Genomic DNA, 16,992 nt, shown 5'->3' with positions numbered 1-16,992 from the left:
TAATTTATTATTTTACAGTTACTAATTCTAAATAGCTAGTAGTTCCTCCAACACCTGGTGTACCAGCAGTAATCAAAATTTGTTCACCTGGTTCAACACCATTTTCTTTAGCTAAAATTTGCGCATATTCTAATTGTGAAGCACGATCAGTCATTTGTTTACAAACAACACCTTTTACACCCCAATTTAAAGCTAAAGAACGAGTTACTGGCTCATATGGTGTAGCAGCAATTACCATTGATTCAGGACGATAACGAGATACACGTTTTGCAGTTGAACCACTTTCTGTATATACTACGATTGCTGATACTTTGAATTTAGAAGCAATTTCTGCAACTGACATACATATAGCCTCTGAAGGATCTTCTGGAGCAGTTCTAATTGCTTTTCTTAATAAAGAACTATAGTCTAATGTTTCTTCTGTTTTTAAAGCAATCTTAGTCATTGTCATAACTGCTTCTTCAGGATATTTACCTTGAGCAGATTCACCAGATAACATGATTGCATCAGTACCATCATAAATAGCATTAGCAACGTCACTTACTTCAGCACGAGTTGGTCTTGGATTTTCTTGCATACTATCTAACATTTGAGTAGCAGTAATAACAACTTTACCAGCAGCACGACATTTTTTAATTAATTGTTTTTGAATTAAAGGTACATCTTCAGCAGGTACTTCAACTCCTAAATCTCCACGAGCAACCATAATTCCATCTGCTACTTTTAAGATTTCATCCATATTTTCAACACCTTCGCTATTTTCAATTTTAGCAATAATTTGAATTTCCGGATGGCCATTTTCAATTAATAATTTCTTTACATCTAAAACATCTTGAGCACGTCTAACAAAAGAAGCAGCGATAAAATTAACTCCTTGTTCACAACCAAAAGTAATATCAGCAGTATCTTTTGGTGATAAATAATCAAATCCTAATTTAATTCCCGGCACATTAATACCACGTTTATTTTTAACGATTCCATCATTTGCACACACACAAACAATATCAGTTCCTTCAACATGGTCAACTAATAATTCTACTTGACCATCATTAACTAAAATGAAACCACCAGGTTTAACATCTTTATATAATTCTTTGTATGTAATAGTAAAACGATCACTAGTACCTTCAATATCTTCTTGACAAATAGTAACAACTTGTCCTTTTTTAAATTCTGTTTTACCGCCTACAAAATCACCAGTTCTAATTTCTGGTCCTTTTGTATCTAATAAAATCGCAATATTCTTACTTAATTCTTTACTTAATTTACGAACTGTAACAATTCTTCCCCCATGTTCTTCAAAGTCACCATGCGAAAAATTAAGTCTCATTACATTCATTCCTGCAAGAATTAATTTTCTTAACATTTTTTCATTTTCACTTGCAGGACCAATTGTACAAACAACACGAGTTTTCTTTTTTCTTTCTTTTAATTCAAATACCATATCCTGTTTATCCTCACCTTTACATATATTTATTTATATTAACGAAGTTTCATTGCATCTTCGTAAATACCAAAATCCGTCTTACGCTTTTGAGATAATGTTTCAATAATATCTAATCCTTTAATTTCACCATTCACTTCACTTACACAAAGACCGCCTTTACCAGCCTCTAACAATTCAACTGCATATACCCCCATACGAGAAGCAAGTACGCGATCACGTGCTGAAGGACGTCCACCCCTTTGCATATGTCCTAAAACATTAGCACGAGTTTCAAATCCTGTTGCAGCTTCAACTTTTTTAGCTAGTTCATTTACATCTGTAATATGCTCAGTAATAACTACGATTGCATGTTTTTTATCAGATTCTTTTGATGCTTTTAATCTCTCAATTACTTTTTCTTCATCAAAACCAATCTCACTTGTAATAATCATTTCAGCCCCTGCAGCAATTCCTGCATTAATAGCTAAATCACCACAACGACGCCCCATTACTTCAAGAATAGTACAACGTTGATGTGAACTTGATGTATCTCTTAAACGGTCTAAAGCATCAACAATTGTATTTAATGCTGTATCAAATCCAACCGTATAATCTGTATTTGGAATATCATTATCAATTGTTCCTGGAATACCAATACAATTCACACCCATTTCAGTAAGTTTTAAAGCACCAGTGTAACTACCATCCCCACCAATAACAACTAACGCTTCTATTCCTACTTTTTTCATTTGTTCAATTGCAGCTTTTCTAATTTCAGGATCTTTGAATTCAGGAAAACGGGCAGATTTCAAAAATGTTCCTCCCAAATTAATAATATTACGTGTACTATGACGGTCAAACTTAATAAAGTCACCTTCATATAATCCTTTATAACCTAAGCGAACCCCATATACTTCTATACCTTTATTTAAACATGTTCTAGCTACAGCTCGAACAGCAGCATTCATTCCAGGAGCATCTCCACCAGATGTTAATACACCAATACATTTAACCATTGTTTTTCCTCCTAATAACCACATTTTTATTTCCAAGACATTTTAACACAAAAAGATTGATGTTTCCATCAAATCTTTAATATTTTGTATTAAAACATTAATATTTTTTTATCGTAAATCCTTACCTTTTAGCTCTAACGGAATACTAACCGCTTTCATTCTCGAAATCAATCTTTCAACCCTTTCTTTATCACTAGTCTTTAAAGTATAAAGCTTCTTCAATTTCTCCAAAGAGTATTCACTAGTAAAGAAAGTAGCTTTATCATTTTGTAAACGATAAGCCAAAACAGCCGAAAGTACTTCATCTCTTGACCATGGTGTAACACTCTCTCCACCTACATCATCAATAACTAAATAATCTAAATTTTTCATTAATTCGATTGAACTATTAATACCCTCATTTCCAAATGAATTTTTTAAATCCATTAAAAAAGTAGGAAAATGAATAAAACCACATTTAAATCCTTTAATAACTAAACAACGAATTAAAAATCCCATAATAGTACTTTTACCTGTACCACCACTACCATAAAGATAAAATCCTTTATGAGTAGGATTTTTAATATAATCACTCATCATTTTAATTATTGCTGTACCATTACTTTCAGGATCCTGTTTAAATGTTAAATCACTTGGTTTAGTAAGTAAAATACGATTATTAACATTTTTAAGTAAAATACTGTTTAAAATATTTTGATTGTTAAAATGTGTCTGCCCATATCGGCAAGGCGTTAGCGATAAACTGATCTCATCGTCTTGATAATTAAACTGACGAACCATTCCCTTAGATATCTTAGGACATTTTTTTAATGATCTACACCCTTTACAAATATCTAGGTCTTCTTTATAATCTAAAAATTCTATCCAATTTTCTTCAATATCACTACGAGTTAAATGATATTTTTCTAACACCTTAACAATATTATTGTCACTTAATAATTCATTAATACTATTTTCTTTATTTTTATTAAAATTAAGATCCTCAGTAAATAATTTTAGATCCTGAATATTTTTCATGCTACCCTCCTATTCAAATTGACTTAAAAATTCTTTTAATTCCATTTCATCAATATTTTCATCTTTTACCATACTAACATCTTCTTCAGTATCATTATTATTTCGACGATACTTTAAATACAAATTAGCTTCATCTAATGCTTCTTTAACTGTTTTTATTTTTTTACGTTTCCACTGAGCTGCTCGAGCCTGCATAAAAGCCCTAGATAAAACATTATCACATTGTGATAATGTTAGTTCAATTAATACATTCATCACACCTGGTTCTAAATATAGAGATGTCATAATTGATTCAACAATCTGCAAATCATGTTTAAGGGGTTCTCTTCCTCCCTGTTTATCTTTTAATAATTGATATGGGTTAATACTCTCCAAATACTGGATATGAATATTTAATGGGTCATCACCACTAGAGCTTTTATGAATAACTGCTTGTTTATGATAAATCTCTTCAAATTTTTCTGGCATTGCAAGATCATAATAATTTCGACAATTTTTAATTAATAATTGATGAATTAGTTTATCATCTTGAATGCTATCTTTCACTAGTCCTTGCATATCAAGTGCATTGATACGATACATCAAACCTAGTTGTTTAATTATTGTTTCATCATCATTAGTAATAATACTTCTTTTTATTTGATAATCTTTTAATCCCTGATAAAACAATTCTAAATCATATTCATTTTTAATATCTCCATAATCAATATTAAAATAATTCTTTTCAACTAATACTTCATTTGTTCCTTCAAGTAAATTAATATCAAATACATCAGTAAACTTAGCTGTAATATCTTCATAATCATCTAAATTAACAAGTGATGTTTTAAAACATAATTTAGTTCGATATAATTCTTCTTTACCTAATCGCTGTAATAATAAGGGACCTAAAATAGCATGATTAAATATTTTAGCTGGAGCTAAAGGGGTTTTCAAAACATAAAGATATGTTCTTATTTTATTAACATCCTTTTTATATTTCGCTAGAAGTCCAATTGCTTCCAGCTTTAAACACGCTTCATTTAGTTCATTTAATGATAATCCAGTAATTTTTGTTAAACGGCTAAATAGACTTGGAGCTTTAGTTAATGAAAGCTGATCCAACTCTGCATAAAAACTCAAATACAAACTACATGCATCATTACCAATCAAGGGCTGATACAACAACTGTATAGAACGCATGTGAATATTATCAAGAGGATAATTAGCATTCACTGTGTATAAATCAGATAACATTAGCTTCTCCATATTATCTTCCTTTCAAAAATTTTTCAATCTGGTCATATAAATATTCAATACCTTGGCTATTATCTAAAACAATATCTGCCCTTGTTTTTTTTTCTTCAATACTCATTTGATTAGAAATAATTATTTTAGCATATTCTTCATCAATATTATCACGCTTCATCAATCTTTTAATTTCTTGCTGCTCACTTAAATAGACAACAATTATTCGATCACATAAATATTCTAATTTACTTTCAAATAGTAATGGTATATCCAGAAAAATAAATTCTTTATCTAGATTATTAGAGATTTGTTTTTTTATTTCATTAATAACATATGGATGAACAATCTCCTCTAAATCAAGTTTAGCCTGCTTATCATTAAAAATAATTTGACCTAGAGCTTTACGATCAATAGCTCCCTCACCTAAGTTAAACTTTTCTTTAGTAAGTTTAATACAATTATGATCAATAGTTAAAGCATCATACGCTAATTTATCACTATCAACAACTATATAACTTTTATTTTTCAAATAATTAGTAACAGTACTCTTACCAGTTGCAATGCTACCAGTAATTCCAATTACTTCCATCTACATTTTCTCCCTAATTGCATCTAAAATTTTAGCACAATTCACACTATTATCAAGACTCATAATTTTACTTTCTACCTTATTACTTTCTATCAAATCATTAAAGTGAGCTATTTCACTATAAAAATCATCATACTCATATTCAATATGTTTATTAATTATTTGACCATTTGATAATATAATTTGAATATCTAAAGGTCGATGTAATGGTTTTACAATCATCTTACCATGGCTCCCAGTAAAAACTACTTGATTTTCCTTTTTACGATCCATAGCACATTCAACAATTCCTACCTGGTCTTTAAATTCAATTTCAGCAAATACATAACTATCAACCCCGCAATCGTGATATTTACTAGTTACATTCAATCCACTTATTTCAAAATTAAAATAATCATCTAAATAACTTATATTATAAATTCCTAAATCCCATAAACAACCTCCTTGCTTAAGATCAAATAAATAAGAATTTGGATCATATTCTAAATGTTCACTACAAAAACTAGTTTCAATTTTTTTTATCTCGCCAATTACTTTTTGATCTAAAAGGAGATTTTTAGCCTCTTTATATCCTGGTAAAAATCTTGTTTTCATAGCTTCCATTACTAAGATTTTCTCTTTTCTAGCTAATTCTTTTATTTCTTGAATCTGTTTACAATTTATTACTGCCGGTTTTTCTACTAAAACTTTTTTATGAGCTAAGATAGATTTTTTTATCCATTCATAGTGATAAAAATGAGGTAATGCAATATATACAGCATCAATAACAGGATCATCAAGAACTTCTTGAAATGAGCCATAAGCTTTATTACAAGGATATAGTTGTTTAAAGGCTTCAGCTTTTTCAAGTGTTCTGCAGCTTACTGCTTCTAAATTAGCTCGTTTATCATTACTTAAAGCCTTGCAAAAACGACGTGCAATATTACCTGCTCCAATAACTCCCCAATTAATCATTTTACTTTCTCCTTTTTTGACAATTTTTACAATAGTATGTACCTCGTCCTTTAATTGCTTCTTTAATTATTTCACCACCACAATCTGGACATACTTTTTGCATATGCGCTTTTAACTTCACTTGAAACAATCCATCAATTCCATTTGCACTAAATGAATGAATTGTAGTACCACCTTGTTCAATTGCTTCTTTTAGAATCTTAGAAGATACTTCTTTTAATTCCGCAACGCTTTTTTTAGTTAACTTACAAGCAGGTGTATGAGGATCTAAGTGCATTGCAAAACATATTTCATTGGCATAGATATTCCCTATTCCAGCAATAATATTTTGATCTAAAATAGCATGTTTAATTGGTAATTTACATTTATGTAATTTTGCATATAATTCTTTAACATCCACATTAAATGGCTCAGCCCCTAATTTAGATAGTGGTAATTCATTAAGATAGTTATCTAAACTAACTAACTTCATTCTTCCAAATTTACGAGTATCGTTATACCGTAATTGTTTACCATCATCAAGATTAAAAATGATGTGATCATGTTTATTTAAAGGCGTATCTTGATCAACATAATGATACTTTCCTTCCATTCTTAAGTGTGATATAAATGCTATATCATCCAATTTAAAAATCAAAAATTTTCCTACTCGATCAATATCATTGATTATTTGATTACTAACGCTTTTTACAAATTTATCTATATCATCTTCAATAATATTAGGATAAAGAACATCTACCGATACTATTTTTTTCTTTAAAACAAAGTTTTTTAACGTTCTACGAACTGTTTCTACTTCTGGTAACTCTGGCATCTTTTCACCTACTTTAACTCATACCAGTTAACGGCATAATTTCCTTCTGATTTTAACTCTACATCCATCTTAACAGCTGTAGTCATTCCTTTTGCAACAATTTCCATTACTTCATCCAATTCCTCTTTATAAACATCAAGAATCAATTCATCATGTACTTGTAATATCATTTTAGATTTTAGATGATGTTTTTTTAGTAATTCATCAACTTTAATCATCGCCACCTTAATAATATCAGCAGCTGAACCTTGTATTGGAGAATTCATTGCCAAACGTTTGCCAAATTCTTGGCGCATATAATTCTTTTCATTAATTTCACGAATAAATCGTTTACGATTTAGCATTGTTGTAACATAGCCATTCTTTTTACAAAATTCAATATTATTATCCATATAATCCTTTATTTCTGGATAATTTTCAAAATAACGTCTAATAAATTCACGTGCTTCAGCTACTGATACACCAACTTGTTCAGCTAATCCAAAATCTGACATTCCATAGATAATCCCAAAATTTACAGCTTTAGCATTACGACGCATTGTACTGTCAACTTGTTGTTCACTAACACCAAATATTTCACTAGCAGTATGACGATGAATATCTTTATCCTCATTAAACGCTTTAATTAAAGATTTAACCTTTGCAAGATGTGCCAATACTCTAAGTTCAATTTGTGAATAATCAAATGATACCAAATAATCATATTCTGGGATAAAGGCTTTACGAATTAATTTACCCTCTGGAGTCTTTACTGGGATATTTTGTAAATTAGGATCAGTTGAAGATAATCTTCCTGTCTGAGTTAAAGCCTGATTGTAGATTGTATGAATCTTCCCATCTACAAAAACCTGTTCTTGTAAACCAATAATATAGGTGGAATATAGTTTTGAAAGCATTCGATATTTGAGTACTTTATTAATAATAGGATGGATATCTAGAAGTTTATTTAAAATATCTACTGAGGTTGAATATCCAGTTTTTGTCTTTTTAGCAAATGGTAGAGCTAAATCCTCAAATAACACTTCACCTAACTGTTTTGGAGAAGCAATATTAAACTCTTTATGAGCTAATTGATGAATCTCTTTTTCTAATATACTAATTTCCTGTCCAAATTGATTCTCTAACTGCTTTAAAACCTCTTTATCAATCTTTGCTCCCTGATATTCCATTTTTGCTAAAATCTTAGCTACTGGCATTTCTACATCCTTATATAATTCAAACTGATTTTCATGTTGTAACCTATCAATTGCTTTATCTTTTAATATAAAGATAGCTTTTGCTTGTTTTACTAAATGATTAGCAATTATATCAACTTCAGGAATATTCTTTTTAGCTCCCTTACCATATACTTCTTCATCATATAAAACATCGTAATATTCATAATATTCACAAACACTACGAATCTCATCTTTTAAACTTGGATTTAAAATGTATGAAGCTAGTTGTAAATCAAAAACATAATTTCTAATTTCTAAACCATGCCACTTAGAAGAATTTATACATTTTTTTATATCATAACCATATTTTTCAATCGTTTCATCTTCTATAAAGGCTTTAAAGTTATTACAATTTATCGCATTTTCTAATGAAATATAGTATGCCTCACTATCATTATAAATTGCAAAACCAATAATTAATGAACGATGGTAATTAGTGTCATAAACACCTACTACCAATGAACTGTCTCGTTTAATAATTGGTAATGATTCTACAATTTTAATATCTACTTCTTTTTGTGGTTTAATATCTTCATTGTTTAAAGACATTCTTTTTAATAATGAATTCATACTATAACGTCGATAAAAGTCTGCTAATTCATTATAATCATGTCCTGTATATCGATATTCTTCTAAATCAACTTCTATAGGTACATCCTTAATAATCGTGGCAATTCTTTTTGAAAGTATTCCTTGATCAATATTTTCACGAATCTTTTCACCCATCTTACCTTTTAATTCATCAAGATGCTCACTTAAATTTTCTACTGTATGATATTGTTTTAAAAGTTTTAAAGCTGTTTTTTCACCAACCCCAGGAATTCCTGGAATATTATCGGCTTTATCACCCATCAACCCTTTTAAATCTCGCATTTGATCAGGAATCAGACCATAAGTCTCTTTAAACTTTTGGGGCGTAATCTTTTCTAATTCTGCAACACCCTTTTTAGTTAAATAAACACTAATATTATCATCAACTAATTGCAGCATATCTTTATCACTAGTAACAATACTTACTTTAAAACGTTTTTTACTAGCTAATGTAGATACCGTACCAATAATATCATCACCCTCATAGCCTTCAATTTCTTGATACTTAATCCCATGTGCCGTTAAATATTCACGAATCATTGAAAATTGACATACTAATTCATCAGGGGTTGCACTCCGCGTTCCTTTATAAACCTCAAACAAATCATTTCTAAATGTCTTTTTACCATAATCAAAAGCAACCATTAAATATTCTGGATTCCCTTTTAATATATTTTCTAACATATTTGCAAAACCATAAACTGCGTTAGTTGGAATACCATCCTTATTTACCATCATATTCCCCATTGCTGCAGTTGCATAATAAGCTCGATACAACAATGAATTTCCATCTATCATTACTAATTCTTTCATCTCTACCCATCCTTAACGTACATTTTTAGCCTGGTTAACTACCAGTGATAATTTATCGCGATAATTCACTTTTCCTTCAATCAAGTAAATTTCCCCACGAACTAATATTCTTTTTAAAACCTGAAAACTACTCGCAAAAACTACTCCATCAATATTTCCTGTTTCATCATAGCCTTCTATAAAACACATTTCCTCACCTTTTTTATCAACAATAACCTTTACTCTTGATAACGCAATTATAACTCTTACCTGTTTATTAATATGATTTTGCAAATCACTTATATTAATAATTCCTTGATCAAAATTTCTTTTTATCAAAGCAATTGGATGCATAGATAAATATACTCCTAATACCAGTTTTTCTTCTTCTAAAACTTTTATCCGATTATCTTTAACAATTGTTAATAATGGTGGTTCCTCAATTCCTACAGAATTCTTTAACTGTGCATACTCAATAATTTTATGTAAATTTTCTTTAACAGTACTTCGATTCAACTTAAATTCATCAAATGCCCCAGCCATAATCAAACTATCAATCATCTTACTATTTAATTTACTCGTTTCCATTCGCGAAATAAAATCAAAAATATCTTTAAATGATCCTTTTTTTCTTTCTTCTGTAATTGCCTTATATCCTGCATACCCAACATTTTTAATAGCCAAAAGTGAATAGCGAATATTACCATCCTCAACTTTAAAGCGATCAGTAGAATAATTAATTGATGGTGGTAACAATTTTACTCCATATTTTTTACCTTCCTGAATACAATTTATCTTACTACTATCACTACTTTGTTCATTAGATAACAAAGCGCTAAAAAACTCTAAAGGATAATTAGCTTTTAAATATGCTAACCAGTATGCTACATATCCATATGCAACAGAATGTGATTTATTAAAACCATAATCAGCAAATTTTTCAATTAAATTAAAGATTTTAACTGCCTCTTCTTCACTAAACCCATTAGCAATTCCACCACTAATAAAATCAGTTTTCATCGAAGCCATCAAACTAGCAGTTTTCTTTGACATTGCTTTTCTTAAAATATCAGCTTTAGCCAATGAAAAACCAGCCACCTTTCTAGCGACCTGCATTACTTGCTCCTGATATATTATTATTCCATATGTAGATTCTAATATTGGTTTTAAACATTCTAAAGGGTAAGTAATTGCTTCTTGTCCTTTTTTTCTTGCAATATATGAAGGAATATTAGCCATTGCTCCAGGTCTAAATAAAGCAATTGCTGCAATAACATCATCTAAACAATCACACTGCATCTTGATTAAAAGATTTTTCATTCCTGGAGATTCTAATTGAAAAATTCCAAAAGTATCTCCACGACTTATCATTTGATAAGTTTTTTTATTATGTAAATCAATTTCATTAATATTTATTTTTAACTGATAATTTTTTTCTATATCTTTGATTATATAATCAATTATTGTTAGATTTTTCAAGCCTAAAAAATCCATTTTCAACAAACCTACTTCTTCAATATAATCTTTTGAATATTGAGTTATGATTCCCTCATTAGGACCTCTAACTAAAGGAACAACTTGATCTAGAGGTTCACTAGATAAAACAACCCCTGCTGCATGTGTTGAAATATTTCGTGGTAATTTTTCAACCGTAAATACAGCTGGCATAATCTTACGTAATGCAGGATCTTTGTTGACCATTGATTGGAAATTATAGGATGTCTCAAAAACCTCTTTAGCACTTTTGCGATTTTTATAACTAGTTGGAATATTTTTAGTTAATAGCTCTAATTTAGGTAATGGAACACCTAAGACTTTTCCTAAATCTTTGATTGCTACTTTAGGTCCATAAGTTGAAAAAGTAACAATCTGAGCTACATGTTCTTGTCCATATTTATTGGTAACATACTCAACGATTTCATCCCGTCGATCATCTTGAAAATCAATATCAATATCAGGCATACTAATTCTTTCTTCATTTAAAAAACGTTCAAACAATAAATCATATTTTAAAGGATCGACATTAGTAATTCCTAGTACATAAGCAACAAGACTGCCTGCAGCTGAACCTCTGCCCGGACCAACAAGAATTTTATTTATTTTTGCATATCTTACATAATCAAAAACAATCAAAAAATAATCATCAAAGCCCATTTTAGTTATAACATCTAACTCTTTTTTTAATCTCTTTAAATATTTAGGCTCAATATTTTCTCCTTTAAAACGTTTTTTCAATCCAACTATACATAACTGGCGTAAATATTCATTTGCTTTACCATTTTTAGGTACTGGATATTTTGGTAGATGCATTTGATGGGTAGGAATAGTCACATTACACATAGTAATGATATAATCCGTATTATCAATATATTTTTTATCAAAACTACTTTCCATCTCATAACTAGATTTAAGATATAATTGATCTGTTATTAATTCATGATTAATATCCAATGTAACTCCTTTAATAAAGGCTTGTAATAATTCTAAAGCATATGCATCTTTATTATCAAGATATCGTACTTCATTTGAAACACAAACTGGAATATTTTCTAACAATGCTAAAGCAATAAGACGTTCATTTATATTCTTTTGCATTGCCAAAGCATGGTCTTGTAAACAAATATAAAAATATTTAAAACTATTTTTAAATAGACGTAAATATTTTAACACCTCAGACTCTAGCTCTTTTAATAAGAGTCTTTCAATTATACCTTCTTTACAAGCTGATAAAATAAATAAATGTTCTTGATATAATGAAAGTTTCTCTAAAGTGATAGCTTTATTATCACTTAATGAAATATCACTAGTTATTTTAACTAAATTAAAATATCCTGTCGTATCTTTAGCTAATAATATTAACGGATAGATTTCATGGTCAATTTCAACACTAGCTTCTAAACCATAAATTGGTTTAATTCCATATTTTTGACAATAACGAGTAAACTCCATTACTCCAAACATATTATCTTTATCAGTTAAAGCTAGTGCCTCATAGTGGAGATCACTAGCTTTTTTACACAAATCTTCAATTAAAATCGTACTATTTTGAAAACTGTAAGCACTGTAAACTTGTAAATGACCTAGCATTGTCTCCACATCCTTTCATAATGTATTATACCACCAAACAGTTCATTTAAAAATGATTATTATAGAATTGCTCGAAACGAAAATAAAATAATCATGATTGATAGATATAAACATAGACACATATAAATAGTATCAAAAAAAGCAAATGTTGAAACTGCTAAAAGCCAAACTCGAAAACAATATAATGCTAAAATATAAAAATGATATTGAACCTGTAAAACACAAAATCTTTTTTGCCATCCAATAATAACGATTGAAAGCAAGGCAGCAATCAAATGAAAAGGTATGATCCACATTGGACACAATACCTGCATCATTAAAATTACCCCACAGATAAACTGTAATTTTTTTATTCGTATCAACATATAATCACCTATGGTATTATATGAAATTTTATCAATAAAAATGAAAAGAAGTGGAAAATCAAAAAGATTATTCCACTATAAAAAGTGCTTAGTTAAAGCTTTTGTCAATTGATCAGGACAGCTAGTTGATTTCATTGCGCACTTAATACCTTGTAGCCGCTCAATTACATCTGATACTTTCATTCCTTTAACAAGCGCTCCAACACCTTGGGTGTTACCAGAACATCCTCCAATAAACTTTACATTATTGACTATTCCATTACTGACATCAATTATAATTTGTTTAGCACATACCCCTTGAGGTTGAAACTTAACTTCCATTACAAATACCTCCTTATTTACAATTATTATAGTTATATATAAAAGTAAAGCAAATGATTTGCTTTACTTTCTAACCAATTTAACAATCGTTGTCAAATATGAATTATGGCAAGATGAATCTAATGCTACGATTTTTTCTAATCGATAATTACTTTCTAAATCTGCTAGATCTTTTGCTAATGTTGTATAAGACTGGCAGCTATATATAATTGTTTTAATTTTAGCAATCTTAATACTATTTTTAATTGTATCACTTAACCCAAACCGTTCATTTTCAATTATTAGTGTATCATAGATTTTCTTTTTTGCATATGTAATGACCTTACTATCAATATCACCTGATATAAATGTAACATTTTCTTTTCTTTTTGCATTCATTTTTGCATCTTCAATATGATATTTTTTTTCATCAATAGCAATGATTTCTTCATGATTTAAATCAGATTCTAATATCCCAATCCCACAATTTAAAGAGATTATTTTTTTGCTGTCTTGTAACATCGATTTAATACAATTTATCTGTTTATAATATACTAACATATTTTCTGGTAACTTAGATTTCACTGATACTAAATACTTTTTATCCTCATTGTATAACTCTAAGCGACTTGCTCCAAATAACTTCGTATAACCTAACTCATCAAACTCTTGATATTTAGATGTATTGATTGACATAAAAATACTTACAATATGCGGCAGTTGACTAATTTGTTTTACAATCTCTTCTTTCAAGCCATCACGACCAGTAATAAAAACTAACTGTATCTGTTTATCAATTAATTTTATTTTGATGAATCTTAAACCGGTTTTAAACTTATCATTATATATCTTGCACTTATTATTTGTTAGAACTGTTTCTAAAGCACTCAATGTTTCATTTATCATTGGATGTTGTTTAAAACATTTAGTCATTAGCGTTAAATATTTACTATCACGTTGATAAATACCAAATGTTATCTTTCCTTTAAATTCGACAATTGGCAAATTCACACTAGTAATAAATCCTTCTTGTTTAGGTGAAGCTATAACATCTTTAAAGACAGTTTCATTTAAATTATAATTAGTATATTTTCTAATTGCTTCACGTATTGCTTCTTTTTTAGTTGTTAACTGCTTAAAATAATCTAAATGCAACATTGTACATCCTTGACAATTTTCATAAGCTTTACAACGTGGGCTGATCCGATCTTTTGATGCCTTGATAATACTAACTAACTTACCTTCATAATATGAACGTGTCTGTTTAGTTATTTCAACGACAACTTCTTCCTGTGGCAATGCTCCTGGAACAAATATGATCTTACGATCGATATATCCAATACCTTCACCATTAATTCCTAACTTCTTAATCTCAATATTTTTTTTCATCCTACGATCTCCTCTTTCTCTAGAGGTTTTCTTCCTCTTCATCGTCTGTTTCATCAAGAATTGATACTTTTAACTGTGCAATTCTATTTTTATGCATTTTCACAATTCTAAACAATACATTTTCAATTTTTACTTCTTCATCTATTTCTGGTACTTTGGAAATTTCACCTAATACCAATCCTCCAATTGATTCAAAATCTTCAGAATCAAAAGAAGTCTTTAAGCGATCATTTACCTCATTTAAGTTTAGGCTTCCATCAACTAGATATTCATTATCACCTAGCGAAATAATTTCTTCCTCTTCCTCTTCATCATACTCATCATCTATTTCACCAACAATTTCTTCAACAATATCTTCAAAAGTAACTATTCCAGTCATTACTCCATATTCATCAAGAACTATTGCTAATGTTGCGTGTTCTTTACGCATCGACGCAAAAACATCTGCTACTTCATTAAACTCATAAACAACAAATGTGTCACGCATATAATCTTTAACTAGAAATTCATCAGGATCGATATTAAAAAATAATAAATCTTTAACATTCAATACCCCAACAATTTCATCAAATGATTCACTATGAACAGGATAACGTGAAAATTGACTACGTTGATATGTTTCCATTAATTCCTCATATGAACAATCATCAGGAATACTTTCAACATGTATCCTTGGTGTCATGATCTCTTTTATTTCAGTTTCGCCAAATTCAAACACATTATGAATCATTTCTTTTTCTTGTTCTTCTAATACACCCTCTTCATGACCAACAGTTACAATTGTTTTTAAATCTTCTTCTGTCATTGTTGGTCCATTATCTTTATCACCGCCTAAAATTTTAATAAAGAAACCTGTGATAATATTTAAGAAAAATACAACCGGAGTAAATATCATGCAAACAAATGATACAAACCCTGATAAAAATAATGCTATTGCATCAGCATTCTTTGTTGCAAATGATTTTGGTGTAATTTCACCAAAAACTAAAATCATTAACGTTACTACCCCAGTTGCCCCAGCAACTAAGGTAGCTGAATCACCAAATAATGAAATCACAAACGAAGTAGTTAATGATGATGCTCCTATATTTACTAAATTATTTCCTACTAATATTGAACTAAATAAACGATCCGAATTAGATAACAGCTTTTCTACTGTTAGTGCTCTTTTATTTCCTTCTTCAGCTAAGTTTCGCATCCTAATCTTATTTACTGATAAAAATGCTGTTTCAGTACAAGAAAAAACACCTGAAAAAATAATTAAAATGACAAATATTATAATATTGGTTATCTGGGTCGGGTCCACAATAAATCTTATCTCCTTATTATTAATTTTGTCATTATCATATTATAAACTATATAAAAAGTCAAATTTGTATTTATCAACCTAACATAATAACAACTGTATAACCCGCTTCTACATACTCACCAACTCGTGGTAATTGATCAATAACTTTATCTCCTTCACCAATAAATTTAAAATTTAACTCGAAATTACAAACTTTAGTATGTAAATCATATAAGGATTACATTAATTCTCTAAATTTTCATAATATTCAACGCGTTAACTGTCAATATTTATATGGATTGGACATACTCACTATTATCACAGTATTTCTATTTTCAAAATATTATAATAAGAATCATCCGTCTTATGTTCAAACCTTGTGGTAAAACTCATGTTGTCTTAGTTGGAGATATAATCCCTTTTGTTACTTTAACTTTCCATAATCTAAAATTATTATCACTAACCTATCTCTCTTTTATTACCTTAAACATAGGTTTGCCAGCTTTATGGTTGATTATTTCACTATTTGTATATTTAAAAAAGGGGAACATTTTTCCCCATTATAATTTAGTATCTAAAACTCCAAAATCCTAAATTATTTTAGATTACCATTTATTCTACCATTGAAGAATAGTTTCAACCTCCTTTAATCTTCTTTTCTTCTTAATACTATATATCCAGCTGCACTTAAAAATGTAATTGCTGTAAATATTCCTATTAAATTAACATCACCTGTTTTTACACTTGGAGCTATATCACCATTATTTACTGGTTTTTCTATAATGTTATCAACTAGTATACTTGAATTAGCTTCTAATCCTGCTATTGCTTTTGTTAATCTTTCTTGTGCATTATTTACTTGTTCTGCTGTTGCATTTGGATTATTTAATATTGCATTTGCTTTTGCTACTTCTTCA

At 29.3% G+C, this 16,992-nt stretch carries 14 protein-coding genes; all 14 read right to left on the bottom strand.

The annotated features are described in order from the left end of the window. Positions 1-7: 7 nt before the first annotated feature. The gene (pyk, locus tag ACLR9T_RS10170) at positions 8-1,444 is read right to left on the bottom strand and encodes a pyruvate kinase (protein WP_413109433.1); all 1,437 of its coding nucleotides are present in this window, start codon (positions 1,442-1,444) and stop codon (positions 8-10) included. A 38-nt stretch (positions 1,445-1,482) separates the two neighbouring features. After that, the gene (gene pfkA, locus ACLR9T_RS10165; RefSeq protein WP_413109432.1) at positions 1,483-2,442 is read right to left on the bottom strand and encodes a 6-phosphofructokinase; all 960 of its coding nucleotides are present in this window, start codon (positions 2,440-2,442) and stop codon (positions 1,483-1,485) included. A 108-nt stretch (positions 2,443-2,550) separates the two neighbouring features. Next, entirely contained in the window at positions 2,551-3,459 is a 909-nt protein-coding gene (locus tag ACLR9T_RS10160) for a primosomal protein DnaI (RefSeq protein ID WP_413109431.1), read from the bottom strand. 9 nt (positions 3,460-3,468) lie between these two features. Further along, positions 3,469-4,707 (bottom strand): DnaD domain protein, encoded by a 1,239-nt coding sequence (locus ACLR9T_RS10155; RefSeq protein ID WP_413109430.1) that lies wholly within the window; start codon positions 4,705-4,707, stop codon positions 3,469-3,471. Position 4,708: 1 nt separating this feature from the next. After that, the gene (gene coaE, locus ACLR9T_RS10150; RefSeq protein ID WP_413109429.1) at positions 4,709-5,278 is read right to left on the bottom strand and encodes a dephospho-CoA kinase; all 570 of its coding nucleotides are present in this window, start codon (positions 5,276-5,278) and stop codon (positions 4,709-4,711) included. Continuing rightward, the gene (locus ACLR9T_RS10145; RefSeq protein ID WP_413109428.1) at positions 5,279-6,232 is read right to left on the bottom strand and encodes a Gfo/Idh/MocA family protein; all 954 of its coding nucleotides are present in this window, start codon (positions 6,230-6,232) and stop codon (positions 5,279-5,281) included. Position 6,233: 1 nt separating this feature from the next. Next, positions 6,234-7,046: a DNA-formamidopyrimidine glycosylase gene (mutM, locus tag ACLR9T_RS10140; RefSeq protein ID WP_413109427.1), complete on the bottom strand. Its 813-nt coding sequence runs from the start codon at positions 7,044-7,046 to the stop codon at positions 6,234-6,236. Between the two features lie 8 nt (positions 7,047-7,054). Beyond that, positions 7,055-9,667, bottom strand: a complete 2,613-nt coding sequence (gene polA, locus ACLR9T_RS10135) for a DNA polymerase I (RefSeq protein ID WP_413109426.1) — start codon at positions 9,665-9,667, stop codon at positions 7,055-7,057. 12 nt (positions 9,668-9,679) lie between these two features. Then, on the bottom strand, positions 9,680-12,733 hold the full coding sequence (dnaE, locus tag ACLR9T_RS10130) for a DNA polymerase III subunit alpha (protein WP_413109425.1): 3,054 nt from the start codon (positions 12,731-12,733) through the stop codon (positions 9,680-9,682). A 59-nt stretch (positions 12,734-12,792) separates the two neighbouring features. Then, the gene (locus tag ACLR9T_RS10125; protein ID WP_413109424.1) at positions 12,793-13,098 is read right to left on the bottom strand and encodes a hypothetical protein; all 306 of its coding nucleotides are present in this window, start codon (positions 13,096-13,098) and stop codon (positions 12,793-12,795) included. 75 nt (positions 13,099-13,173) lie between these two features. After that, the gene (locus ACLR9T_RS10120) at positions 13,174-13,419 is read right to left on the bottom strand and encodes a TIGR03905 family TSCPD domain-containing protein (protein ID WP_413109423.1); all 246 of its coding nucleotides are present in this window, start codon (positions 13,417-13,419) and stop codon (positions 13,174-13,176) included. Between the two features lie 63 nt (positions 13,420-13,482). After that, positions 13,483-14,787 (bottom strand): 23S rRNA (uracil(1939)-C(5))-methyltransferase RlmD, encoded by a 1,305-nt coding sequence (gene rlmD / locus ACLR9T_RS10115; protein ID WP_413109422.1) that lies wholly within the window; start codon positions 14,785-14,787, stop codon positions 13,483-13,485. A 19-nt stretch (positions 14,788-14,806) separates the two neighbouring features. Beyond that, on the bottom strand, positions 14,807-16,093 hold the full coding sequence (locus ACLR9T_RS10110) for an HlyC/CorC family transporter (protein WP_413109421.1): 1,287 nt from the start codon (positions 16,091-16,093) through the stop codon (positions 14,807-14,809). A 628-nt stretch (positions 16,094-16,721) separates the two neighbouring features. Continuing rightward, on the bottom strand, positions 16,722-16,992 hold a 271-nt coding region (locus ACLR9T_RS10105), incomplete at its 5' end, for a hypothetical protein (RefSeq protein ID WP_413109420.1).

The sequence above is a fragment of the Thomasclavelia sp. genome (genome assembly GCF_047249845.1).
Taxonomy (GTDB): Bacteria; Bacillota_I; Bacilli_A; order Erysipelotrichales; family Coprobacillaceae; genus Thomasclavelia.
This window is presented reverse-complemented; position numbering and strand designations above follow the sequence as displayed.